General features: G+C 35.5%; 16 protein-coding genes, 2 tRNA genes and 10 pseudogenes. 13 read left to right on the top strand and 15 right to left on the bottom strand.

Going from position 1 to position 23,897, the window contains the following annotated elements:
* The first annotated feature begins 66 nt into the window (after positions 1-66).
* Together OPR17_RS05730 and OPR17_RS05725 are read left to right on the top strand one after the other, a co-directional pair.
* Positions 67-908 (top strand): annotated as a pseudogene (locus OPR17_RS05730) (ParA family protein).
* A complete protein-coding gene (locus OPR17_RS05725; RefSeq protein ID WP_265021465.1) occupies positions 905-1,756 on the top strand; it encodes a ParB/RepB/Spo0J family partition protein in 852 nt (283 codons plus the stop codon). The pseudogene OPR17_RS05730 and the gene OPR17_RS05725 overlap by 4 nt, the downstream one beginning before the upstream one ends.
* A gap of 230 nt (positions 1,757-1,986) precedes the next feature.
* On the opposite strand, the gene OPR17_RS05720 is transcribed toward OPR17_RS05725, so the two are convergent.
* From OPR17_RS05720 to OPR17_RS05710, 3 genes are all read right to left on the bottom strand, one after another.
* Positions 1,987-2,892 carry an IS982 family transposase gene (locus tag OPR17_RS05720; RefSeq protein WP_265021464.1) on the bottom strand — a complete coding sequence of 302 codons (906 nt, stop codon included), beginning with the start codon at positions 2,890-2,892 and terminating at the stop codon, positions 1,987-1,989.
* Positions 2,855-2,992 carry a hypothetical protein gene (locus tag OPR17_RS05715; RefSeq protein WP_265021463.1) on the bottom strand — a complete coding sequence of 46 codons (138 nt, stop codon included), beginning with the start codon at positions 2,990-2,992 and terminating at the stop codon, positions 2,855-2,857. The genes OPR17_RS05720 and OPR17_RS05715 overlap by 38 nt, the downstream gene beginning before the upstream one ends.
* 539 nt (positions 2,993-3,531) lie before the next feature.
* A tRNA-Gly gene (locus tag OPR17_RS05710) sits at positions 3,532-3,604 on the bottom strand.
* A gap of 172 nt (positions 3,605-3,776) precedes the next feature.
* Here OPR17_RS05710 and OPR17_RS05705 point away from each other — a divergent pair.
* The 8 genes and pseudogenes from OPR17_RS05705 to OPR17_RS05665 form a co-directional block, all read left to right on the top strand.
* Positions 3,777-4,397 carry a ribonuclease D gene (locus OPR17_RS05705; protein ID WP_265021462.1) on the top strand — a complete coding sequence of 207 codons (621 nt, stop codon included), beginning with the start codon at positions 3,777-3,779 and terminating at the stop codon, positions 4,395-4,397.
* Between the two features lie 124 nt (positions 4,398-4,521).
* The gene (gene trxA, locus OPR17_RS05700) at positions 4,522-4,845 is read left to right on the top strand and encodes a thioredoxin (protein WP_065095178.1); all 324 of its coding nucleotides are present in this window, start codon (positions 4,522-4,524) and stop codon (positions 4,843-4,845) included.
* 42 nt (positions 4,846-4,887) lie between these two features.
* Positions 4,888-4,964, top strand: a tRNA-Ile gene (locus OPR17_RS05695).
* Positions 4,965-5,042: 78 nt separating this feature from the next.
* Positions 5,043-5,698: pseudogene (locus OPR17_RS05690) on the top strand (CADD family putative folate metabolism protein).
* Between the two features lie 39 nt (positions 5,699-5,737).
* Positions 5,738-6,136 (top strand): dihydroneopterin aldolase, encoded by a 399-nt coding sequence (locus tag OPR17_RS05680; RefSeq protein ID WP_265021459.1) that lies wholly within the window; start codon positions 5,738-5,740, stop codon positions 6,134-6,136.
* Entirely contained in the window at positions 6,136-7,413 is a 1,278-nt protein-coding gene (gene folP / locus OPR17_RS05675; protein WP_265021458.1) for a dihydropteroate synthase, read from the top strand. The genes OPR17_RS05680 and folP overlap by 1 nt, the downstream gene beginning before the upstream one ends.
* Positions 7,410-7,790 (top strand): annotated as a pseudogene (locus tag OPR17_RS05670) (dihydrofolate reductase); the annotation flags it as partial. The gene folP and the pseudogene OPR17_RS05670, both read left to right, overlap by 4 nt.
* Before the next feature lie 86 nt (positions 7,791-7,876).
* A pseudogene (locus OPR17_RS05665) lies at positions 7,877-8,740 on the top strand (IS982 family transposase); the annotation flags it as partial.
* 298 nt (positions 8,741-9,038) lie between these two features.
* Here OPR17_RS05665 and ruvB read toward each other — a convergent pair.
* Together ruvB and ruvA are read right to left on the bottom strand one after the other, a co-directional pair.
* Positions 9,039-10,019, bottom strand: a complete 981-nt coding sequence (ruvB, locus tag OPR17_RS05660) for a Holliday junction branch migration DNA helicase RuvB (RefSeq protein ID WP_264722939.1) — start codon at positions 10,017-10,019, stop codon at positions 9,039-9,041.
* Positions 10,016-10,597 carry a Holliday junction branch migration protein RuvA gene (ruvA, locus tag OPR17_RS05655; protein WP_265021457.1) on the bottom strand — a complete coding sequence of 194 codons (582 nt, stop codon included), beginning with the start codon at positions 10,595-10,597 and terminating at the stop codon, positions 10,016-10,018. The genes ruvB and ruvA overlap by 4 nt, the downstream gene beginning before the upstream one ends.
* A 989-nt stretch (positions 10,598-11,586) precedes the next feature.
* Between ruvA and OPR17_RS05650 the strand changes: the two genes are divergently transcribed.
* Entirely contained in the window at positions 11,587-12,609 is a 1,023-nt protein-coding gene (locus OPR17_RS05650) for an IS110 family RNA-guided transposase (RefSeq protein WP_265021361.1), read from the top strand.
* 240 nt (positions 12,610-12,849) lie between these two features.
* On the opposite strand, the pseudogene OPR17_RS05645 reads toward OPR17_RS05650, so the two are convergent.
* The 8 genes and pseudogenes from OPR17_RS05645 to OPR17_RS05595 all read right to left on the bottom strand — a co-directional run.
* Positions 12,850-13,425 (bottom strand): annotated as a pseudogene (locus OPR17_RS05645) (DUF4815 domain-containing protein); the annotation flags it as partial.
* 16 nt (positions 13,426-13,441) lie between these two features.
* A pseudogene (locus OPR17_RS07325) lies at positions 13,442-14,125 on the bottom strand (hypothetical protein).
* Between the two features lie 83 nt (positions 14,126-14,208).
* A complete protein-coding gene (locus OPR17_RS05625) occupies positions 14,209-16,248 on the bottom strand; it encodes an AAA family ATPase (protein ID WP_265021453.1) in 2,040 nt (679 codons plus the stop codon).
* 17 nt (positions 16,249-16,265) lie between these two features.
* The gene (locus tag OPR17_RS05620; RefSeq protein WP_265021452.1) at positions 16,266-17,300 is read right to left on the bottom strand and encodes an AAA family ATPase; all 1,035 of its coding nucleotides are present in this window, start codon (positions 17,298-17,300) and stop codon (positions 16,266-16,268) included.
* Between the two features lie 200 nt (positions 17,301-17,500).
* On the bottom strand, positions 17,501-18,001 hold the full coding sequence (locus OPR17_RS05615) for a hypothetical protein (RefSeq protein ID WP_265021451.1): 501 nt from the start codon (positions 17,999-18,001) through the stop codon (positions 17,501-17,503).
* A gap of 37 nt (positions 18,002-18,038) precedes the next feature.
* Positions 18,039-18,837 (bottom strand): annotated as a pseudogene (locus tag OPR17_RS05605) (AAA family ATPase).
* 21 nt (positions 18,838-18,858) lie between these two features.
* Positions 18,859-19,664: pseudogene (locus OPR17_RS05600) on the bottom strand (ATP-binding protein).
* A gap of 93 nt (positions 19,665-19,757) precedes the next feature.
* Entirely contained in the window at positions 19,758-20,252 is a 495-nt protein-coding gene (locus OPR17_RS05595) for a sigma-70 family RNA polymerase sigma factor (RefSeq protein WP_265022180.1), read from the bottom strand.
* A gap of 564 nt (positions 20,253-20,816) precedes the next feature.
* Here OPR17_RS05595 and OPR17_RS05590 point away from each other — a divergent pair.
* Positions 20,817-21,304: pseudogene (locus OPR17_RS05590) on the top strand (crossover junction endodeoxyribonuclease RuvC).
* A gap of 113 nt (positions 21,305-21,417) precedes the next feature.
* Positions 21,418-21,807 (top strand): annotated as a pseudogene (locus OPR17_RS05585) (ParB N-terminal domain-containing protein); the annotation flags it as partial.
* On the opposite strand, the gene OPR17_RS05580 reads toward OPR17_RS05585, so the two are convergent.
* Together OPR17_RS05580 and OPR17_RS05575 are read right to left on the bottom strand one after the other, a co-directional pair.
* Positions 21,767-22,672: an IS982 family transposase gene (locus OPR17_RS05580; RefSeq protein ID WP_265021448.1), complete on the bottom strand. Its 906-nt coding sequence runs from the start codon at positions 22,670-22,672 to the stop codon at positions 21,767-21,769. The pseudogene OPR17_RS05585 and the gene OPR17_RS05580 overlap by 41 nt on opposite strands.
* Positions 22,635-23,774: a hypothetical protein gene (locus tag OPR17_RS05575; protein WP_265021447.1), complete on the bottom strand. Its 1,140-nt coding sequence runs from the start codon at positions 23,772-23,774 to the stop codon at positions 22,635-22,637. Before OPR17_RS05575 ends, OPR17_RS05580 begins: the two co-directional genes overlap by 38 nt.
* Positions 23,775-23,897: the final 123 nt, after the last annotated feature.

Below are 23,897 nucleotides of genomic sequence, written 5' to 3'. Positions count from 1 at the left end.
AATTTTCTAATGCAAAAGTTTCTTGCATATATACAATAGAATTATTTTATACATAAGATAAAAGGCGTGAGCAAGATTATTGCAATAGTAAATCAAAAGGGTGGAGTTGGCAAAACCACAACTAGTATAAATTTATCGACAGCCTTTGCTGCTGTGGGAAAAAGCACTTTATTGGTAGATCTTGATCCTCAAGGAAATGCTAGCACCGGGCTCGGGATTTCTTATCGTAGTAGGGAAGAAAAAAATATATACAAAATACTACTAAGCAGCGAAAATAAATTGATAGAATCGGCAATTTTCAATATAAAGGAAATTCCAAATTTATCACTAATTTCGTCAGTAGTTGATTTATCAGCTGCAGAAATTGAATTATCGCAACTTGAGCGAGGAAAATTTGTGCTAAAAAGCGCATTAGAGAAGATACGCGATAATTATGAGTATATAATCATCGATTGCCTCCATCACTTGGGCTTCTAACCATAAATGCTTTGACTGCTGCTAATTCTATTATTGTCCCTCTTCAGTGTGAATTTTTTGCTTTGGAGGGATTAAGCCATTTAGTTAAAACTGTAGAGCTGATAAAAAGAAATAACCTAAACCCTTTTTTGGCAATAGAAGGGATAGTGTTAACAATGTATGACAGGCGCAACAAACTCAGTGAACAGATTAAAAACGATATTTGCCAGTATTTAAATGATAAAGTATACAAAACTATCATCCCATTGTATGAGACTGTTATTCCACGTAACGTACGGTTATCAGAAGCGCCTTCTCATGGAAAACCCGCTATTGTGTATGATCTTAAGTGTCCTGGTGCACAAGCATATATAAGTTTGGCAAGGGAAATTTTAAAAAAGCACGCGAGCAGTTGTAAGGAGAAGAAACTAGTAAGCGAGGGCGTAGTATGAAGGATGATAGACGCCTAGGCAGAGGTCTTGCCGGCCTCATAGGCGATAATTATGATAATAAAGAAGATCGACAAGAGCATTTGCCTATTTCATTACTGCACCCAAGCAAATTTCAACCGAGGAAACATTTTGACGAGGAGTCATTAAGAGAACTTGCAAATTCGATAAAGAAAAGTGGCATTATACAGCCTATCGTGGTACGCAAAGATTCAAATGATGATGGTTATGAAATAATAGCTGGAGAACGTCGTTGGCGAGCAAGCAAGATTGCAAATCTTGATAGTGCACCGGTTATCATAAAAGATCTGAGCGACAAGGAATGCTTGGAAGTATCCATTATTGAAAACATACAAAGGCAAGATATTAATCCAATAGAGGAAGGTGAAGCTTACAGAAAACTGATAGATGAGTTTTTCTATACACATGAGGAATTAGCTTCAGCTATAGGCAAAAGCCGCAGCCACATAACCAATATGATTCGGATGTTGTTGCTCCCTGATAGGGTGAAAACAATGATCAATGAGAAAAAATTGTCTATGGGTCATGCAAGAGCGTTGATTAATGTTGAAAATGCGGAAAGTATTGCAGAAAAAATAGTTTCTCAGGGCTTAAGCGTTAGACAAACTGAAAAACTGATAAAGGACCTACATCAAAACAACAATCAAAAAGAGCAGAGATGTACTAGAAATCAAGATATGACAGTAATAGAAGGCGCTATATCTTCTCAACTTGGTTTAAAGATCAAAATTAATGACAACAATTCTAAGGGTAAAGTTATGATACGGTATGATAATCCAAATGAATTGGATTTGATATTGAAAATTTTGAATAGGAAACTTGAGGCATAGCTAGTAGTTGGCTAGCAAAGCAACAAACCAATATCAACTGTTGGTGTCATGAAAGTAGCTGACACTGGAATCCAGGAATTTTATTAAGTTGGTAAGCATAAAAGTATAACTTCTACGTCATACCGCCGCGTTATCCGCTAACAAGCAGCGGGATGACGATTGTCAGGGTAGCTGTCATCCCAGTGCCCTGACTACTTGGATCCAGGAAAAAGAATGGTGTCATCCCAGTGTCATGCACTGGGATGACACCCTATAAACGCAAATTCTGGATTAAGGAAGGAAGTATAGGAAATAGAAGGCTTTTTGGATTTGATGGAATAGGAGATGAGAGTAGAAAAGATATGAACCAAGAAATCAACAGGGGATCTATGGCGAGTGTGTTCAATTTCTAGTCTATTTTTTAGGTAACCAAAAACAGTCTCAATGATAGACCTTTTTCTCAGTAAAATCTTCTCATTTAGCGAAATTAATGTATTTTTCATACCTTTTTTCACCTTGGTAACAAGTTTCAAACCTCGGTCAAACAGCTTCTGAAAAAGCTCTTTTGCAATATAACCTTTGTCACCAAACAAAAGGCCGGTTAATTTTTCCGTCAAATTTGGCACAGGTATCCTATCATCAACATTGCCTTTTGTTAGCGTAAGTGCATGAATTTCACCATTTTCATTGATTACCATATGTAATTTGAAACCAAAAAACCAGCCGTAAGTACTCTTGCTTAATTTTGCAATTCCAGCAAAAACTTTGTTTTTGGATATTCTTTTTGCATGACAAACTGCAATGGGAGTTGTGTCTATATATGAAATTCCAGTGTTTTCTGACTGTCCACAAAGCCAATGCAACAACATTGCTAAATGCCACAAAACCCTAGGCTTTAGAGCAACAAACCTGGTATATGAAGGCAACTTTGGAAACTCTGATTTGTAGAGCAACGTTAGGTAATGTAGATAGAAAGTTTTGAAATTTTTACACGGAGATTGTTGATATAGCAGGATTATTGTCATGATTTCAGAGTGCTCAATTTCCGTTGTTCTTGTGGGTTTTTTACCATTTGGCAGTAGTTTGCCTGCAAAATTTTTCTCTATATCTCTGCAAAAATCATCGACCAAACAAAACAGTTTTGTTATATCTTCCATGGGTAACCTCATCTATTTTTTTATAACTGCTGAGTTTACCCTGTTTTCTGCCTTTTCTATTCTCCTTTAATCCAGAATTCGCGTTCATACCGCGATTCATTCGCGGTATCCCTTAGCCGCTAACAAGCAGCGGGATGACGGTTGTCGTTTAGCTACAAATGTTTAAGAAATTTACCAAGTGAAAAAAAGGCAAAAAAAGCTCCGTGGTGGTTGGCTATTTACTATGTGCTAAAATATCGGCGTTTTTTTATTCTAAAACGCTTGATTAAGAGCGATTTAGCTGCTTTTAACTTGCAACTAACCTACACCGCAAGTGTTTAAGAAATTTACTAAGCAGGAAAAAAGGCAAAGAAACCCCGTAGTAGCTAGCATTCAAATTCTCCCTTGTCAATTTGACGTTTTTTGCTGTCTTAAACGCTTTGTAAGAGCGTTTCGGCTTATATAGGTAAAAACCTAAAAATTTTTAAAGACATGCGATGCACGTAGTGCGAAAAATTAAACATGAGACGCCAAATACCCTAAGTTTTTTGTCATTAACCTGCACAGATTGCGAAGATAAATAAATAGCTTCAGTTTCATGATAAGGGGACTGGCGAAGGGTGTCAAGCAAGTTTTGACGAAATGATTTTGAAAGTAAAGAGCGGGAGAAGGGGTTCGAACCCTCGACCTCAACCTTGGCAAGGTTGCGCTCTACCAACTGAGCTACTCCCGCAATTAAATTAACCTAAATTTACTTAATTATAGGCATATACAGCGATTTGTAAACCCCGTGTACATAAAAAATGTGAGAGCCCATAAATTTGCGTGGTTCCTTCTATGATCTTTTCGTATACTTAAGGCTCATTTTTGATTATCATAAGTTTTTAATTATTCCACAAAGCTTTATGGGAATATTTTTATATAAAGACGACTTGCCAGCTAGTTCAATACCAGATGATGTAAGGTCTATAGCTGTTGATACCGAGGCAATGGGGCTACTTCATAGCAGAGATAGATTATGCCTTGTGCAGCTCTCTTTTAATGATGGCAACGCTCACTTAGTTCAACTCAAGAACGATTATACAGCGCCAAATTTGAGAAAAATATTAGAGGATAAAAATATAACTAAAATATTTCACTTCGCGCGATTTGATGTAAGCATAATACGTTATTACTTGGAAACTTGGGCACTTCCGTGCTATTGCACAAAAATAGCTTCACGTTTAGTTCGCACTTACACAGATAATCATAGCTTAAAAGAGTTATGCTTAGAGCTGCTTGATACCAAACTAAATAAGCAACAGCAATCTTCTGATTGGGGAAATGAAAATTTGACAGACAAACAAAAAAGTTATGCTGCATCTGATGTTTTGTATCTCCATAAGATAAAGGAAAAGCTAGATTTAATGTTGGAACGTGAAAGTAGAAAAGAATTGGCCCAAAAGTGTTTTGAATTTCTTCCTACTCGTATTGAGTTGGATTTAATGGGGTGGGAAAACGTGGATATCTTTAACCACCAGATGTAATAGTTTATGAGAAGTTTTTTGCTTGTGCAAAACACTTTGGGGCAATTTTTCAGGCTCTGCGGTAAGAATTTAGTTGATTAACTGCTAATAGATACGCTATATTTTACAAAAATTTAGGTATTTTATGAGTGATGATATTACATCGGTAAATGATCAAAATTTCAAATCTGAAGTCACTGACTATAAAGGGTTTGTTCTGATAGACTTTTGGGCAGAATGGTGTGGTCCATGTAAAAGTCTAATGCCACGTATCGAACAATTGGCTAAAGACAGAAAAGGCAAGATTAAGATCTGCAAATTCGATATAGATGGAGAAACTGAAGTGCCAAGTAAGTATGGGGTTCAATCTATACCTACTTTGATTATATTTCAAGATGGTAAGGAAATTGCACGCAAAATTGGTGCAACAAATGATCTGCTAAGTTGGGTTGATAGTGAAATAAGCTAATAGACAAATTTGCTTTTGTGTGTATTATAAATATTGATAAAAGGGATTGTAGCTCAGTCGGTTAGAGCAGTTCGCTCATAACGAATTGGCCGTAGGTTCGAGTCCTACCAATCCCACCATTGTGTTGATCTTAGCATGATCGTAACAATAAGAAAACTATAGTATATGAACTATATATTAATGTAATGGGGGAAATGATGGAATTTACTAAGTCTCTAAATAACAAGTTAGATGAATTGCACTTACTAAATCATCCATTCTACCAATCATGGAATACAGGAAGCTTAAGCTTGCAAGCTTTACAAACCTATGCTAAAGAATATTATCATCATGTTGCTGCGTTTCCTCGTTATATCAGTGGTATACATTTTTTGTGCCCAGATCTAAAAATGCGACAGGTTTTGCTTGGTAATTTGATAGAAGAAGAACAAGGTGATGAAAATCATCCAGAGTTATGGAAGCGTTTTGCTGAAGGACTTGGAATAACACGATCTGATCTTCTTGAAGATGCACAAGTTAAGGAGACACAAGAATTAGTTGAGGTTACTTTGATATTGTACGATCAGGTTTTGCAGCAGGTCTTGGAGCCTTGTACGCTTATGAACGTCAAACTCCAGAGGTTTCTAAGTCTAAAATTGAAGGTTTAAAAAAACACTATTCAATAAGTGATGAGCGTTCTCTTCAATTTTTTACGGTCCATATGCATGCTGATGAGTGGCATTCTGAGGAATGTGCAAATCTTATTGAAGATCTAGATGAAAAAGAGCAAGATAAAGTTATGCAGGGTGCTCAAAAGGGAGCAAGGCTCTTGTGGGGTTTTCTTGATGGAATGATGAATGCTAGCGTGTGTTAGTAGTTGTAAGTAGCTTAAACTCAGTGATGTTGGAATGCAATGTCTACATGTAATCTTCTTATATCTGACTTACGGTTTTGGGTTCACTTAGGGTGCAGTGCAGAAGAGAAGTCTCATTCCCAATTAGTTAGTATTGATGTTGATTTTATTTTTAAATCTCCTCCGTTAGGGCTTATGACTGACCGGCTTGAAGATACCGTCTGCTATCTAGAGATAGTACAAAATATTCAGTCTCTTGTTCAGAGCAAGCAATTTAATTTAATCGAACATTTAACTCATGATATATACAGGATCATTAATGATCTTTTGCTGCAAAAAAAGCATATTATTTCTTCTGTAAGAGTAACTACTCACAAAGTTGCACCACCCGTTCCTAATGTACATGGAGGCGTCTTTTTCACCTATTGTAATGCACTGCAAGAACAGGAAGATAACTAATGATCTATATTTCTATTGGCTCAAATATGGGGAATCGCTTTTCCCATTTACAAAAGGCTGCTCAGTTACTAAAGGAGCGCTATTTTAAAAATTTAAAATCTTCAATTGTTCTGGAGACTAAGGCTATTTTACCAAATGATGCTCCACCTGAATGGGACAAGCCATTTCTAAATATGGTTGTGTATGGAAGTTGTTCTTCTTCTCCCGAAGAGCTGTTAAAGGGCCTTAAACAAATTGAATGTGACATTGGCCGCCCGCAGGTCTATGAAAAATGGGCACCTCGCATTATTGATTTGGATATTTTGTTATGGGATAACCTGACACTTGATACATCCTACCTTAAGATTCCTCACCCAGAATTGATAAACAGACCATTTTTGCTTCACTTGATGACAATGCTGAACCCTATGGCAGTAGTTAACAAAACGTTTGGTACTGTTAACCCTAACATTAAGGATTGCTTTTTAAGGAGTTTTACGCTTTCACCAGAGCTTGTAGGTATTGTCAATATTACTCCTGATTCATTTTCAGATGGTGGTCTTTATTATGATGCAGATCAAGCAACCAAGCAGGCACTGCGGCTGTTATCAGATGGTGCAAGCATAGTTGATGGTGCTCAATCAACAAGACCTGGCTCTTCAATACAAACTCCAAAAGCAGAATATGCACGCTTAAAACCAGTGCTTGATGACCTTAATCAATATATGAAAGTTGGTGACATTAAAGTCAGCATTGATAGTTTCTGGCCAGATGTTATTTTGAATGTTTTGGAGCACTACAACATTGCCTGGGTAAACGATCAGAAGGGAGATCTAGATGATAATACCTTAAAAGCGATTGCTAGCAGTGGATGTAGTATCGTTATTATGCATTCACTCTCCATACCACCATATAGTGACAACATTATCCTAAGTGACATTGATCCAATTGATACCATAAATAATTGGGCAGAAAGGAACATTAATAGATTACTAGCTCTAGGTTTTGATCAAAGCTCGATCATTATTGATCCTGGTATTGGTTTTGGCAAATCTCTATATCAGAATATCTGGATTTTACGCAATATAGAAGCATTGCAAAGTTTTGGCTGCAAAGTTCTGGTTGGTCATTCTAGAAAGTCATTTATTCCTTCTTTTTCTACAGAACCTGTCTTTAAAGGAGATTTAGAAACAATTGCTTTATCATCTGCATTGCACAACAAGGTTGATTTCCTTCGAGTGCATAATGTGCGTGATCACATGCGATTTTTTGTAGCTCAAGCTGCTTTACAGGGATGATAGTTATCGGAATTATGGCTGTTGATTCCAAGGGGGTAATTGGAATAAATAATGGATTGCCCTGGCATTATCCAAGTGAGTTAGATCATTTTCGTCAGGTGACTGACAAACAAGTTATTGTTATGGGAAGAAAAACGTTTGAGATAATACCCCAAAACATATTGAAGGATCGTATCCCTGTTGTTTTTTCTCGTGACAAATTAAATTCTTGTTTTAACAGAGGAGTAAAATGCACTATTATTTCTTCTATGCAAGAGTTTTTGTCAATCCAAAGTAGTTCTAAAGTCTTCATGATTGGTGGAGCACAAATAGCGCACCTTTTTTTGGAGTATGATCTAATTTCAGAGTTTATCGTAACAGAAATTCACAAACCCTATTAACGCGAATTCTGGATTAAAGGAGAATAGAAAAGGCAGAAAACAGGGTAAACTCAGCAATTATAAAAAAATAGATGAGGTTACCCATGGAAGATATAACAAAACTGTTTTGTTTGGTCGATGATTTTTGCAGAGATATAGAGAAAAATTTTGCAGGCAAACTACTGCCAAATGGTAAAAAACCCACAAGAACAACGGAAATTGAGCACTCTGAAATCATGACAATAATCCTGCTATATCAACAATCTCCGTGTAAAAATTTCAAAACTTTCTATCTACATTACCTAACGTTGCTCTACAAATCAGAGTTTCCAAAGTTGCCTTCATATACCAGGTTTGTTGCTCTAAAGCCTAGGGTTTTGTGGCATTTAGCAATGTTGTTGCATTGGCTTTGTGGACAGTCAGAAAACACTGGAATTTCATATATAGACACAACTCCCATTGCAGTTTGTCATGCAAAAAGAATATCCAAAAACAAAGTTTTTGCTGGAATTGCAAAATTAAGCAAGAGTACTTACGGCTGGTTTTTTGGTTTCAAATTACATATGGTAATCAATGAAAATGGTGAAATTCATGCACTTACGCTAACAAAAGGCAATGTTGATGATAGGATACCTGTGCCAAATTTGACGGAAAAATTAACCGGCCTTTTGTTTGGTGACAAAGGTTATATTGCAAAAGAGCTTTTTCAGAAGCTGTTTGACCGAGGTTTGAAACTTGTTACCAAGGTGAAAAAAGGTATGAAAAATACATTAATTTCGCTAAATGAGAAGATTTTACTGAGAAAAAGGTCTATCATTGAGACTGTTTTTGGTTACCTAAAAAATAGACTAGAAATTGAACACACTCGCCATAGATCCCCTGTTGATTTCTTGGTTCATATCTTTTCTACTCTCATCTCCTATTCCATCAAATCCAAAAAGCCTTCTATTTCCTATACTTCCTTCCTTAATCCAGAATTTGCGTTAGTAGTAGAAGTGTTGTTCTGCATTACAAAGAATTCATTTCATTTTTCTTCATTATTAAGAGTGACGTATTTAGGTACATTCTCATCCAGTGTTGATTTAGGTACATTTTTAGTATCCGAAATTGGATTATTATCAGAAGGACTGATATTTAGATTAGAAGAAGTTCCAATCAAAGATACAGTTTCAGTGCTATTAGTTAACATATATGCCTCCATTATTCTTAATATATAAATGTTAACATATAGATGTCATGCCAATTAGTCAATATAAATTATGATGTTTAATGTTGAAAGCTCAAATACTCCTTTGCTTGGTCGGTTAGAACGCGTCCTCTTGGTGTGCGCTTTACAAAACTAATTTTGATTAAATAAGGTTCTACTGTTTCTTCAATATTGCCAACATCCTCAGATAGCGCAATAGATATAGTGTCAATTCCAACAGGTCCTGAGGTGTTGAATAAAAATCTTAGATAATGCACATCAAGTTTATTGAGTCCCATTTTATCTACACCCAATTTTAGCAATACAGAATCAGCGACTTCATAAGTGATTTTTTTATCATCTTTCACTTCAACAAAATCCCTTATCCTTCTGAGTAACCTCAAAGCAATTCTTGGAGTACCGCGCGCACGGCAGGCAATTTCCCGTGCAGCACCCTCTTCAATTTCAGCAGAAAGAACTCTTGCGCCTCTTTTTATAATATCGACTAGCTCCTCAAAAGAATAAAACTCAAGATGCAAAGGAATGCCAAAACGATCTCTGAGTGGCGCAGAAAGTAATCCAAGCCGTGTAGTTGCTCCAATTAGCGTAAATGGTGGTAGATCTATCCTTAAAGTGCGAGTAGATGGACCTTCACCTACTAATATGTCCAAGCAAAAATCTTCCATAGCAGTATATAAAACTTCTTCGATGCTGCGATTTAATCTATGGATTTCGTCGATAAATAGAACATCTTTTGCATTTAAAGTGGTAAGCACTGCAGCCAAGTCCCCAGCTTTACTAAGTAAAGGACCAGAAGTTGCGCGAAAGCTAACTCTTAATTCTTTAGAAACAATTTGTGCTAAAGTTGTTTTGCCAAGCCCTGGAGGACCGTACAATAAGACGTGATCTAAAGCTTCAGTTCTCGTCTGTGCAGCGTTTATAAACACTTTTAAATTTTGTATTAAGTCTTTTTGCCCGACAAAATCATCAAGTTGCTCAGGCCTGATGTTAATATTGCGCACATCTTCAGTATATTCTTTACCGCACGATATTGATTTCATAATGTTAAGAGCTCCTTAAGCGCCATGCGAATAATGTCCTTAGTGTCCAGGTTTGACGATTCGTCTTGTATTTTTTTTATCGTATCATAAGCTTTCATTTTTTCATACCCAAGATTGATCAATGCTGAAAGGGCATCTTCATTAATTGGATTAAAGTTATTGTTATTTATTTCTAGTTTACTTACTTTGCCACTCAATTCAGTGATGATTCGATTTATGAGTTTCAAGCCAAGTCCACTCATCTTGAGTGTTACTTTATCTTCATTCATAATTGCCAAAAATAGCTGTTCTGGAGTTAATTTACTCAAAATTGACATTGCAGTTTTATAGCTAACACCGCTTACTTTAACTAGCAACCTCAAGCACTGCTGTTCTTCTTTGCTTATGAAACCATATAGCTGAGTAGTGTTTTCTCTGTTATTTGCATAGGTTTCGATAAGTAATTTGATTCTACTTCCAATTGCACAAGCACTTAAAGTTTTGGCTGAAAGGTGCACTATATAGCCAACATCATTCACGTTCAGGATTATGTGATCGCTGCACACTTCATCAACTATTCCGCTTAGATTTCCTATCATTTTTAGTACTATATAGGGTTCAGTTTAAATACTCCTGGATCTTAGGTCAAGCAAACAAACATTATAACAGGGAAACGTGGCTAAAAAACCACTTGACAAGCCTTAACAGCCCCCTTATCATGAAACTGAAGCTATTTATTTATCTTCTCTGTACAGATTAAATGACAAAAAAACTCAAGGTATTTGGCGTCTCATGTTTAATTTTTTGCACTATGTGTACCTTATGTCTTCACAACATTTCTAGCTATATAAGCTAAAACGCGCTTATAAAGCGTTTAAGACAGTATAGAACGCCGATTTGCAGGGTTAGAGAGTGACAACTAGCTAACACGGGGTTTCTTTTGCCTTTTTTTCTGCTTAGTAAATTTCTTAAACATTTAAACTAAGGTGAGTTGCATTTAAAAGCAGCTAAATTGCAGTGTTTAAGACTTTAAAGAACGCCAATACTGAAAATAGATAGTAACCGGGGCTTCTTTTGCCTTTTTTTTCATTTGGTAAATTTCTTAAATATTTATAGCTAAAGTAACTTAGGTTCACCGACAATCGTCATCCCGCTACTCGTTAGCGGGATCTATGCTAAGAGATACCGCGGCGGTATGACGTCTTAGCCATAGATTACCTGATCTCACCATCTTTCCGGTTGTTTTATACATAATTCTCGGATTTTGAAAGTTCACTTTGAATAAATTGCTCATATTCTTTATCCTCTAGTTCTTCAAAAATCTCAGGATAATGTTTACTGGAACGAGTAATTATTGAAATTAGCTTGTATCTTGTAAAAAGCATTTAATGTTTTAAGCTTAAGCATTAGATGGAGAAGGGAAAAACTCTAGCATTTGGCTTAGATATAAAATCTGTGCAAGAGATAAGAGTTCCCTTCTCAAAAGTATAGGCTGGACGGTATCGTAGAAAAACCTAAATGGTTCTAATTCTGTATTCACAAGGTAAGCCTTACTTTTCATTTTTAATGGTAACGTATGGGGTTATATATGATCAACAACTTTTTAGGAATAGACATATCAAAAGATCGCTTTGATGTTTTTCTTTCATTCATAAGCAAAAAAGGAAAACGTGAAACTAGGAAAAGGAATTTTAAAAACGAGGATTCTGGGTTTCAAGGTTTGCAGGACTTTCTACAAAAACATAATGTAGAAGAAGTAAAAGCCTGTATGGAAGCTACTGGTTGTTATGGTGAAGCTTTGGCTGAATTTCTTCACAATGCTGGATATTTTGTTAGTGTTGTAAATCCTTATTGCATAAAATCTTATGCGAGGAGTAAGCTTGTACGACAAAAGAATGATCAGACCGATGCAGAAATTATTGCAGATTATTGCCAAAGGCAGGAACCAACTCGCTGGGCACCACCTTCTCCCGAAAAGAAAAAATTAAAACATCTTTATCGTTGCTCGGCTGCGTTAAAAGATGAATTGACATTAGTAAATAACCACTTAGAAAAAAAAGAGAGACTGCCTAAAGAAGTTGCAAATGCTTGGGAAGACCTTGCAATGAACATAGAGCAAAAAATAGAAACAATAAAAAACTCCATACGTGAATTATTAAAGCAACACAAAGAGTTGTTGGAAAATTTTCAACTTCTACTGACTATTCCAGGAATAGGAGAGGAATCAGCAATAGCTATTTTAGCGGAAATTCCTGACATAAAGGATTTTATAAATGCCAGGCAATTGGCAGCATATGCAGGAACTATATCACAAAATATAACGTCAGGTTCATCTGTACATGCCAAGCCCAGATTAAGTAAATCAGGTTCACGAACACTACGCAAGGCTCTGTTCTTTCCTGCCATAGTAGCTAAGAATCACAATCCTATCATTATGAGTTTTTGCCAAAGATTAAAGGAAAAGGGTAAGCATAATATGGCCATCGTTGGTGCTGCAATGCGTAAGTTACTCCATATCATTTTCGGTATTCTGACATCCAAAAGTGCTTTTGATCCAAATCATATCAAGAACTACAGAGCTAGGATGTTGACTGAAGGTTTAGTGCTTTAAAATCAAAAAATGCTTCCATTTTATCTTATGTAAAATATTATCTTATACAAATTTATTGAATGTAGTTGGTTAGTGTATATATTGATAAGTAAATTAGTTTTATACATACAAAACAACAGAAATTTACTTATCAATATATACATTAACTATACCGCTACACAGTTGGAAGTACTTTTTGATTTTACAATGCAGCTTAAGATTCAATTTTTATAATTTTCTTGTTGACTGGCGAGACGGTATCTCTTTGTCATAACGAGCAAGAGCAGTAGTTACTATATTTGCTTGTGGTGGTGGTGAATGTTCTATCAATACTCCATTTTCAATATTGTAAATTGGGTAAAATTCGCCATTTGTAGAGTTAACAGTAACACCTTCTACTCGGTATCCCCAAATGGTGGAAACTTTAAGCCTTGCAGCTCCTACTTCCTGATAGTTTCTTGTACCAACTGCAGGATCACGAAGATTTTCATCCTCAAGTTCTGTAATCGTAGATTCTACGTAATAAACACCGATACGAATTGTGGTACTCAGTGGAATAGTAAATTCTTTTGCTTCTACTTTTCTAACCGCTCCACGCAGATAGATTTTTCCTCCTTCAAGTGTAACTTTACCAGTTTCTGCATCTATAATACAATTGCTTCCTGTTATAACATCGCCATCACGAAATATTGCATCACCTATGCCTTTAAGCTTAGAAAGAGCATACTCCTGAGTCTCGTTTAATTCTGCTGATTGTAGACCTCTTCCTGCCAGGAACAAACTTTTTTCGTATTCTTTATCAGGATTAAAGCGGTTATAATAGGCGTTTAAAGTCATTTAATGCTAGAAAAATTCAAAAAGTTACAACAAAGGAAAAAGTTTCACGAGTGGCTGCTGTTCTGATTAGTGGTACTGTGTGCTCAAGTACTAACAAAATTCCAGGATTTTCCACGTCTTTTGGCTCAAAATATCTCTGTCCTGTAGGTAATCCTTCTTTTACTTTAGTACCAACCATAACCCCTAATTCCCGTATAACTTGATTTGCTGCGTCCGTAAAATCGAAAGTAAATTTAAGGTATAAATTATTGGTTGGTACATTTGAGGGCCTAAACCTTCCAGATGGAGTTATAAGTTCACCGTTTTCATCACCTGTGCAGAATAGCACTTCGTCTGCAGTGCGTCTGCCAAGTTCATTGAGCAGTTTTCAGACGTAATAGGCTCTGGTGGGGTGGTTTGAGTATATTCCAACTTCACTGCAGTATTTTCTGCAATAGAGCTGTTTTTTACTTTTTTAATCACACCAGTACTGCTATCAACTGTATAGTCAACACTTGGCTGATAAACTGTTTGCCCTGTAACAACCTTCACATCTTTAACAGGTTGATGATCAAGTTTTATTTTGCCATCAATGGTGAAAAATTTCTACTTTATTATTGCTTTCCCAGCCTGCATCACCTGTTCCCCAGGCAAGATGTATAACTTGCTCTTTTATGCTTGCTGCTATTGCTGCTCGACCCGATTGTGTGAGTATTGACATTTTTCCCCCTATATTATATATGTACGGTGAGTTCAAAATTCGTCCGCAAAAATCAAAATATTTTTTTATATCAGAAAAATTTTTTAGGAGAATAGCTCAGCTCCACAGCTAAACTTTCCAACGCCGCGAGCAAATGGTCCGCTAGGAATGTCAAGCCATTTATCTTCTTTTAAACCAGTAGCCATTCCCTTAACCAGCTTCCGTGTTTGTAACAGCTCTTGAACTATACGCTCCATTCTATCTCTTCCTATACTGTGAAACTCCTCAGGTAGTCTATGCCGCTGTTTATACACTCCTGTACTTCCTGTATGGGTAAATGGATGTCCAGAAATTGCTGCTCGTGTAATTGCAGTTATAAGATGCTGCTTTGAATCTTTTTCGTTCATATTTTTTATTCTTAATCTTTCAGTTATGTCCTCTAACAATCCTGTTTCTTCATTTCTTAAATAAGTGCGTAAAGTGCGATCAGCCAAACCGTTTGCTTTAACAATTGCTCCATAAAATAATGCGTTCTGTCTTACAGATTCTCCTATTGATTTAAAAATTGTCGGTTTAGCTGCATCTTCCACAGACCAAAAAGCGTATGAACACCTCACACCATTAACAAGAGCAGATGTACCTCTAATGGCATCACGTGCTTGCTCAATAGTCGATATAGGTTTTTCACTTTTTGGCTTTCTCATATGATGGGCAGTAATTATTGATGCTCCAGTGCTGCCTGCTAAATCAGATAATAAAGACATCAAATAATCGCCTACGGATGGGTCAGTATTTAAATCAGCATGCACAAATGATGCAAGTGGATCAAATACGATTAATTTTAAGTCTTTTATTTTATTAAGTTGTTTTGTTATCGATTCAAATTCAGGAGAAGTCTCTATAACTTTACCTGAAACACTCTTTATGATTGTAAGTGATCCACTAACATTTGGTAATGGTACAATAAAGAGCCTATCCTTATATTTTAATCTCTCGCATTGTGAGTCAAGACGCTCTAAACGGCGATGTATTTCACTCATATCATCTTCTGCTGAGAAAATTACCACAGATCCATGTTCAGTAACTAAAGGACCAAAACCACATGGCTGATCTTTTCTACTCGCAACTTTCAGTGCTAAATCAAGCAGAAGCATACCTTTACCAGTATCTCCCATTGCAGCTAGAATAGATGTCACTCCTAAAGGAAATAACCCTTCAACAAGAAACTTTTGCTCTGGTACTGGACCTATAAAACGTTCTACGCTCCATTCTTGAATATTAAGCAATTGCTTAACAATTACTTTTCTCGAGTTACTTTCAATGAATTCAGAAATGTCTATATTTGCTTCTGCTGCATCCCATCCCTTTGGTTTATTCTCCGGTATTTCAAGAAGAGTAAGTGATAAAACACCAAGAAAAGTAAGCTTTTTCACAACTTTCTCAGCATATTGTTTGCCTGGTTCATCATTGTCTGGCCAAATAATAACATGCTTACCCTTAAGTGGTGACCAGTCTGTTTTCTCTATTGGTGCATTTGCTCCTAACATTGCAGTTGTGGCAGTCATACCTTGTTCTATTAGAGCATCTGCACACTTTTCGCCTTCAACTAAAATCACCTTATCAGATTTCATAATACCTGAAATATTATATAAAGGCCTGATCTGTGGTGGAGTAAAACTAGACCTTTTTACATCAAAAGGAAGATATCTTTTTCCTGAATCAGTGTTATAACGATAAACTGTAGCAATCACTTGATCACTTTCATCGTAATAGTTCCATGATGCCGTTGGTTGACCTAGAGTGTTATTTTTTTCCGAATAACCAATCCACTTAGCAATATCTTCTATCGTGTCAGTAAATTGATTTTTTCCAGTAACAGCAGCCCAAAGATCAAAAATATCTCCTCCTTCTTCGGTAGAAAAATCATGCCATAATCCGTCTTTACTGCCAGTTAACTCCACTATCATACTTTGTCCTTTATTGCCTTGTAGATCACCTACATAGAACTTATCACCACGAAAAGTTCCTCTTGGCAGTAAATAAGAAAGACATGACCTTATATTTGATAGGAGTTGAGTTCTTAACTGTTCTTTCTTCCCTAATAATTTATAATGTCCATTTCTTTGTGAACAATAAATATCCATACCTACCTGAAGAATTTTTATGTTCTAGCTATAACGTTAGCAGTTTTCCAACATCCATTAATCTTATTGATGAATTTTGTTGGTATAGATCTACCGTTTCTAAGTTCATATACTACTTGTAAGATATTTGTACGTTTATTGGGTTGAAATATTAATATTCCAGATGTATAAAAACTTCTTAAAGCGTTAGCACCAACGAGAGCTTGAAATGGATTCTTTTCCAATGTAGAGATAGATACTTTTTTGGTGTGATTTGTGATGATTATTCCAGCCATAGGGTTAATCTTGGAACGTAGTTTTTCTATTGCATGCTGCAGACCATGGTTAACGGAATTATAAGGAGAATCAATCACAACTAAATCAAACTTTTCAGCTATCATATCTTTTATTTTCTCTATACCTTCTTCATTTAAGGTTAAATTCATCTTGTTCGTCACAACTAAGTTTTCTGTTGCTAAATGAGGAAGTTTATTGAGTTGTTGTATACGTTCTCTAATATAGTCATATTCCATTTCGTTTTGTAGATAGAATATTTTTAGCGGTCTTGTAGGCTTCATGCCAAGAAATGATCTTCCTGCTGCCAGATGTACTAATAGAGAAAGAAGAAAATGACTTTTGCCAATCTTTGGAGTACCACCTATGACCAAAAGACCACCTGGTGTCAAAATTCTTGGGCCTATTATATCTTGTGGCATTGGTGATTTGTCATTTAAGTAATGGTTTACAGAAAATGCTTTTCCTTCGTTTTGTTTTTCTTGTAATATGGAACTTCTTTCATCTTTACTGTTCAACCATGTTTCAGCAGAATCTATATTACCTTTAACTAAAGTCCAAAGGTCTATTATATTTCCTTTCTTTTCTTCGATCAGGTTGTACCAATTTCCTGCATTTTCTCCTTCCATTTCAACTATTATCTTATTTCCATTTCTACTGCCAATATAGAATTTATCTTGGTAAGATTTGCCTTCAGGTAACAAATAAGATAAACAATCTTTGATATTATTAATTAATAATGATTTTATTTTTAAAACATTTTTAGATGAAAAATCCATAAAATTCTCCTTGTTTATTCCAAATTTGTTCAACATATTTTTTAGACGTTTAAAGTCAAGATTAGCCAGCTCACAAACAGTTTCAAAAGATCGTGAGCGAATCCATTGATAAGCCTCTTTTTAAAGTTTAGGGTTTTTTCCTACTGCATCCTGAATAGCTCTAGTAATAACAGCAGCCCACAACTTTCCTTCGTCATACTTCAAAATGGCAACCAATCATCTTGAAAACTTTTTTGTAATTCTGGAGTAATAACTGTAGTAATCCTATTCTTATCTCCGTACGTATTATTAGTTTCAACGCCTACTTTTGCTGTAAACTCTAAATCGTTGAAATCAGCTATAGAGTTGATTTTTCTAGCAGTAACTGCTTTCTCTGAAGTGTCATTTGCATGAATATTTCTGGATGATTCCAAAATACTACGCAGCATAGAACGTCCAGATTCTCCCCAGATGTCTTCTTCACCTTCTGCTTTGCCATTTTTGATACCTATAATCTGAAAAATCTTGCGTTTTGCATATGGGCCTTCAGTGACGGTAAATTCTACATTTAAATAGATACTGCCAGTAGTGTAGTTTTTAGTGAACCAATTTTCATAACCTCCAGGCTTTATTGCCATTTTTACCTTGACTATTGTACCTTTCGGTATTAAACTGCTCTGCAGTTTCGCGTTATTAAAATCAGTTAAAAAATCTTGTAGCATACACTCTCCTATAAGTTGACTTTAAAGTGAAAATTAGCTATTCTATTAGCTGCCAATGACCATTTATCTTATCGACAAGTTTATTTTGCACGCGTTCACCATTGCGAAGCTCAAATACTATCTGGCGTGCACTGCTTTCTTCATCATGAGCAAACATCACCATACCAGTACTATAAAATCCACGTAAAGATCCAGCACCACTTAGGCCTTGAAATGGATCTTCTTCCAGCATCTTTTTGGACAGTTTTTTTTGTGTGGTGGGTGAGGATTATACCTGCATCTGGATTAATAATGTTCCTCAGTCTTTCAAGCGTTTTTTGCAAAAAGAATAGCATAGCGCTGTTGTCATTTTCATTACCATATTCACTTGAGTTAAAAATGTTACGAAGAGGATCAATCGCAATAATATCAGGTTTGAAACGCTCTTTAACAACATTTTTAATTTCATCTATTTCTTCACTACTAAATGATAATTGCACTCTTGGCGTGATAATTAAGTTATTGGCAGCTACATTCAAAAGTTCGTTATCCAGTTGAAGTTGTTGCAACCGTTCTTTCATATATTCATACTCAATTTCAGTTTGCATGTAGAAGATTTTCAAAGGTCTACTTGGTGTCATACCGAGAAATGATCTACCAGCAGCCATGTAAACAAGCCAAGAGATCAAAAAGTCACTTTTGCCGATTTTAGGTGGGCCACCCAGCACCAATAGACCTCTTTTTGTTAAAATCCTTGGTGAAATTATATCTTCTGGTATTGGCGATTGATCATTCAAGTATTCTTTCACACTGAAAAAGGGAATTTTTTGACCGATATTGAAAAAGCTTTGTTCCATAATAATTTCTCCAATTTTTAATTAAACAATGGGAGCCAAAGTTTTGGCTTTAATTTTCGCAAGTAATTTACCCAGATGCGGCTCTTCAACCATATTAAGGCAACCACTTCGATCTTTAGCAGGATATCCCCAAGAATTAATCGTCTGACAGACAAATGAACGAACCTCTGTACCATCATCTTTCTTGATTCCAACCATACTGATTACTTCGTCAACTATCCCAGGAATTTCACTTGCAGTTTTAGCTCCTTCACATTGAGGTAGCCAAGTTGAGCGATTGAAATCATCGAGGTATTGTCCAAGAGTTCCAACTGTAATGATGTCTTTATTTGGAATATGTTGAAACTGATTGAGCCAAGCCATCATCTCTTGAGCAAGTAACCCGTAAGCAGCTCTCATGTCTTGTTTTCCTGATCTTTCAGAAAAAGCTTCAGGTTGCATCCGTGCCCATAATAGACATAAACGCGAGGCTACTGTAATACTATCGATAAAAATACATCGATACTTGAGAAACTCTGAAGAAAGCTCTTTGTATTTATTGGATACATGTTCATAGTGTCTTTGGCTATATGCTGAGTCAGATTTTAACGCAGGATTAGGACCACCTATGAGACATGCAATATCTCTTGCCTCATTCCAAGTACGAATCTTACAGAATCCCCTTGCCAATCTTGAACAGCAAGTAAACCTGCCTCAAAATCAAGACAAAGTGTTGGTTCATTTATGGTCTTTAAGAGACTAGTTTTACCTATACCATAAGGACCAAAGATGACCATTTTTATACCTGTTTGAACTTTTAGCCGTTCATTGCTGTTCATTATTTTCATTTTTCTCCCAGTACCTAAATATATATGTACGATAACCTAGGCAATTCGTCCGCAATTTGCAAAAAAAAATTTTGAGCAAATATAATCGAGAGCTTATAATTTCTCTGAAACTGAGAATTTATCGCGTATTCGTTCTAGTGTGCGATAGATAGTTGTCTTTGGTATTTTGGTTATTACAGAAACTTCAGTAATAGTAAATACCTTAAGCAATTGACATAAATTACTATCTTTTTCAGACAAAGTTGAAATTATATTATTTATATCAGTGCGAATTATCGCTTCGATTTCCGAGTTCCTATGATCTGGAATATCGTCGTTTATATCATCAAAAGTTATATTACGTTTTAGACACAACTGATTGCGTAACATATTGCGAGCACAATAATTAGATAATCTAGCAACAAAAGTACTAAAACTACTCCTTTTCTCATCGTGCTGGTTAAGATATTGCCAAACCTGACAAAAAAGCTCTTGTTCTATATCTTCGAGACTTTCGTTAATAAAACAGCTTTTGGATTTAAGGCGCGAAGCTTGAAATCTCACATGTTTAACAATTGTAGAATCGATTCCTTGATAAGAATTCTTCATAAAAACTCCAAAAGTTTCATGAATAGAGATTTTTACCAAGACTTTGTATGACTAATTTATTATAAAAAAGTAGTAATAATTTTTTTATCCAAAAGAATAAAATATTTAAAAATTAAAATAAGATTTAAACGTTTTGATACACTACGGAAGCTACTTTTTCATAGGTAAAAAACTACCAATTTCATACCTAATTTCTGAATTACTAATTAGTATTTCAGAAAGCAGTAATCGTTAAATTATTGATAATATTGTCTTTTTTATGTTCTATTCCTAAAAGTCATTTCTAAAGTTAAGTGGCTGAAATCGGCCAGTAAAGAGGACTTACGGATTACTGAAGTCTTGTATATATTATATATATATTTAAATACAGGTAAAATATAATATATGATAATATAATAATATAAATATTGGCGTAATATAAGTTATGTAAAATAGTTATTAAGATAAGTAAAGATGAAAAAAACTCAAATGGCAGGATATGAATTTTTTTTAATTTTTTTTTCAAAATTGCGGACGAATTTGCGAGTCATCGTACATATATATTATACAGGGCATTGAACTTTAATTACACAAAGGAGTTTTTGTACGTCAATCTTAACGCTAGATCTCGGCAAGCAAACCGGCTGGGCAATTCTAACAGATGGAGTAATTGAAAGTGGAAGCAAAAGTTTTCATGGTAGTCGTTTCAGTGGAGGTGGTATGTGCTTCTTGAATTTTCGTAATTGGCTCAATTCTTTGAAAGACATTTCTGCAGTGTATTTTGAGGAAGTAAGAAGACACTTAGGAACTGATGCAGCGCATTGCTACGGCGGTTTTCTTGCCGTTCTCTCTGCCTGGTGTGAGGAGAACAGTATTCCCTACCAAGGTGTTAATGTTAAAACTATAAAACGCTTTATAGCAGGCAAAGGTAATGCAAGTAAGAGTGAAGTTATTGAAGCGATACGTGAAAAAAAAGTTTTTCACCTAGAGATGATAATCAAGCAGATGCTTTAGCTTTGATGTTCTATGTTATGGACCTTAGTAAAAATATTAATAAACTGAGAAATCGATAAAAAGTGGGTCCTTTCGGCCATACTGGCGGGTTTGGTGGTGCTGACCCCAGGCCTTCTTTAGCGTCAGAGATATTTTGAATATTAACTTTTTAATTATTAAGGATTTAAATTATATGAATTTAGCAATCCACTACTATCCTACTCGAAATCTAGTCGAATATGAGCGTAATCCACGTAAAAATGACGATGTAGTCAACAGAATGTGTGCTTCTATTCGGGAATTTGGCTTTCGTATACCAATAGTTGCAAAAAGCGATGGAACTGTGGTTGATGGTCATTTAAGACTTAAAGCAGCAAGAAAACTTGGTATGGAAAGTATTCCAGTGGTCTTAAGTGATAATCTAAATGAACCAGAAACCAAAGCTTTTCGGTTACTGGCAAATCAATCAGCTAACTGGGCAAAGTGGGACGATGAGCTTTTGAAAGTGGAAATTCAAGAATTAGAAGATTTACAGTTTGATCTTAAAATGACTGGATTTGAGCTAGAAACGCGAATTCTGGATTAAGGAAGGAAGTATAGGAAATAGAAGGCTTTTTGGATTTGATGGAATAGGAGATGAGAGTAGAAAAGATATGAACCAAGAAATCAACAGGGGATCTATGGCGAGTGTGTTCAATTTCTAGTCTATTTTTTAGGTAACCAAAAACAGTCTCAATGATAGACCTTTTTCTCAGTAAAATCTTCTCATTTAGCGAAATTAATGTATTTTTCATACCTTTTTTCACCTTGGTAACAAGTTTCAAACCTCGGTCAAACAGCTTCTGAAAAAGCTCTTTTGCAATATAACCTTTGTCACCAAACAAAAGGCCGGTTAATTTTTCCGTCAAATTTGGCACAGGTATCCTATCATCAACATTGCCTTTTGTTAGCGTAAGTGCATGAATTTCACCATTTTCATTGATTACCATATGTAATTTGAAACCAAAAAACCAGCCGTAAGTACTCTTGCTTAATTTTGCAATTCCAGCAAAAACTTTGTTTTTGGATATTCTTTTTGCATGACAAACTGCAATGGGAGTTGTGTCTATATATGAAATTCCAGTGTTTTCTGACTGTCCACAAAGCCAATGCAACAACATTGCTAAATGCCACAAAACCCTAGGCTTTAGAGCAACAAACCTGGTATATGAAGGCAACTTTGGAAACTCTGATTTGTAGAGCAACGTTAGGTAATGTAGATAGAAAGTTTTGAAATTTTTACACGGAGATTGTTGATATAGCAGGATTATTGTCATGATTTCAGAGTGCTCAATTTCCGTTGTTCTTGTGGGTTTTTTACCATTTGGCAGTAGTTTGCCTGCAAAATTTTTCTCTATATCTCTGCAAAAATCATCGACCAAACAAAACAGTTTTGTTATATCTTCCATGGGTAACCTCATCTATTTTTTTATAATTGCTGAGTTTACCCTGTTTTCTGCCTTTTCTATTCTCCTTTAATCCAGAATTCGCGTTAATAGACGTTATGTATGAAATTACAGCACCTTTGGGATTGCGTTGTAGCGAATCATGTAGCATTCCCAATTCCTCATCTCTTCCTGTAAATAGTCTGACTGGACCTCTTACATCAAACCATACCGCTCCTAAAATTTCCTCTCTTATTTTTTCAAAAAACTCATTTATTTCTTCATGTGATAGAAACTTTCCCTCTCTTGCTTTCATCCAATCCAGAACTTCTACCAGAAAGCGACCATAAACGTTCTTTTTATCGATATTATTAAATTCTTTGCCTAACTCATTCTCAATGATTTCCGCTAGTTTTATCTCGTTAGGTTGATTTACTGCAAATACTAATTTATCAAAAAATTCCCTTATATTCTCTTCTAACTTGCCTTCATTTGTCATTCGCTCAAACTCACGTTGCCATACCTGATTTCTTTCCAATTTTCTTTTTGAGTTTTGATCTGATTTACCTTGAAGTTCTTTTATCTCCTTTTCCAATTCTTCTATTGCTTCTTTTACAGCACTCTTAAATGCCGGTTGCACTATTGAAATCATGTTATCGTGAGTACAAGAGAACTTGTATCTCGTACCGCCGTATTTAAAAAAAATATCACTAGTGCTTATTACTTCAACTGCAATTTCTATTCCCTTGTTTGGTCCCGAAGTTTTTGCTTTCAACTTTTTTATTGTATTTTGTGTTGTACTTTGAGCTAGATCGAAACCGATATTAGTACAGATAGTAAAGTCCTTTAGGTCACCATCTGCAAAATCTGGATTAATTTTAATCTTTAGATAGGAAACAAAATATTTTGGAACGCTAAATTCACCACTTTTATTTTTTGAAAGCAATTTACCTACACCGATTTTTTCGCATTCATTTTGCTTGTGTTTGTTTTGTATAAACCTATGTACTATTTTTTCATTTTTCCTATCCTGAAAAACAATATCATCAAAACCCGTAGCTGATTCCATTTCTGTAGCTAAACGGAAAGAATATCCAACATCTACTGCACGTTTGAGAAGCAGCATTACCCACTTTAGTTGGTAGATATCACCATGAAGAGACCGCTTTCTTCCCCAAGCAGGATAAGTTTCAGGCATCCTCAACCTCACATAATTTTAAAAATAGTACCAACAAATGGTAAAAAAGTT

This window comes from Wolbachia endosymbiont (group A) of Icerya purchasi (assembly GCF_947251635.1).
GTDB lineage: Bacteria > Pseudomonadota > Alphaproteobacteria > Rickettsiales > Anaplasmataceae > Wolbachia > Wolbachia pipientis.
This window is presented reverse-complemented; position numbering and strand designations above follow the sequence as displayed.

What these genes read in the sequence shown, in the direction of transcription:
- ruvB (WP_264722939.1), bottom strand. Translation starts at nt 10,019, where the DNA reads ATGAAATCAATATCGTGCGGTAAAGAATATACTGAAGATGTGCGCAAT.
- OPR17_RS05595 (WP_265022180.1), bottom strand. Translation starts at nt 20,252, where the DNA reads ATGAAGAATTCTTATCAAGGAATCGATTCTACAATTGTTAAACATGTG.
- folP (WP_265021458.1), top strand. Translation starts at nt 6,136, where the DNA reads ATGATCTATATTTCTATTGGCTCAAATATGGGGAATCGCTTTTCCCAT.
- OPR17_RS05615 (WP_265021451.1), bottom strand. Translation starts at nt 18,001, where the DNA reads ATGCTACAAGATTTTTTAACTGATTTTAATAACGCGAAACTGCAGAGC.
- OPR17_RS05720 (WP_265021464.1), bottom strand. Translation starts at nt 2,892, where the DNA reads ATGGAAGATATAACAAAACTGTTTTGTTTGGTCGATGATTTTTGCAGA.
- OPR17_RS05625 (WP_265021453.1), bottom strand. Translation starts at nt 16,248, where the DNA reads ATGGATATTTATTGTTCACAAAGAAATGGACATTATAAATTATTAGGG.
- OPR17_RS05715 (WP_265021463.1), bottom strand. Translation starts at nt 2,992, where the DNA reads ATGAATCGCGGTATGAACGCGAATTCTGGATTAAAGGAGAATAGAAAA.
- OPR17_RS05580 (WP_265021448.1), bottom strand. Translation starts at nt 22,672, where the DNA reads ATGGAAGATATAACAAAACTGTTTTGTTTGGTCGATGATTTTTGCAGA.
- OPR17_RS05680 (WP_265021459.1), top strand. Translation starts at nt 5,738, where the DNA reads ATGTCTACATGTAATCTTCTTATATCTGACTTACGGTTTTGGGTTCAC.
- ruvA (WP_265021457.1), bottom strand. Translation starts at nt 10,597, where the DNA reads ATGATAGGAAATCTAAGCGGAATAGTTGATGAAGTGTGCAGCGATCAC.
- OPR17_RS05575 (WP_265021447.1), bottom strand. Translation starts at nt 23,774, where the DNA reads ATGCTGCTTCTCAAACGTGCAGTAGATGTTGGATATTCTTTCCGTTTA.
- trxA (WP_065095178.1), top strand. Translation starts at nt 4,522, where the DNA reads ATGAGTGATGATATTACATCGGTAAATGATCAAAATTTCAAATCTGAA.
- OPR17_RS05620 (WP_265021452.1), bottom strand. Translation starts at nt 17,300, where the DNA reads ATGGATTTTTCATCTAAAAATGTTTTAAAAATAAAATCATTATTAATT.
- OPR17_RS05725 (WP_265021465.1), top strand. Translation starts at nt 905, where the DNA reads ATGAAGGATGATAGACGCCTAGGCAGAGGTCTTGCCGGCCTCATAGGC.
- OPR17_RS05705 (WP_265021462.1), top strand. Translation starts at nt 3,777, where the DNA reads ATGGGAATATTTTTATATAAAGACGACTTGCCAGCTAGTTCAATACCA.
- OPR17_RS05650 (WP_265021361.1), top strand. Translation starts at nt 11,587, where the DNA reads ATGATCAACAACTTTTTAGGAATAGACATATCAAAAGATCGCTTTGAT.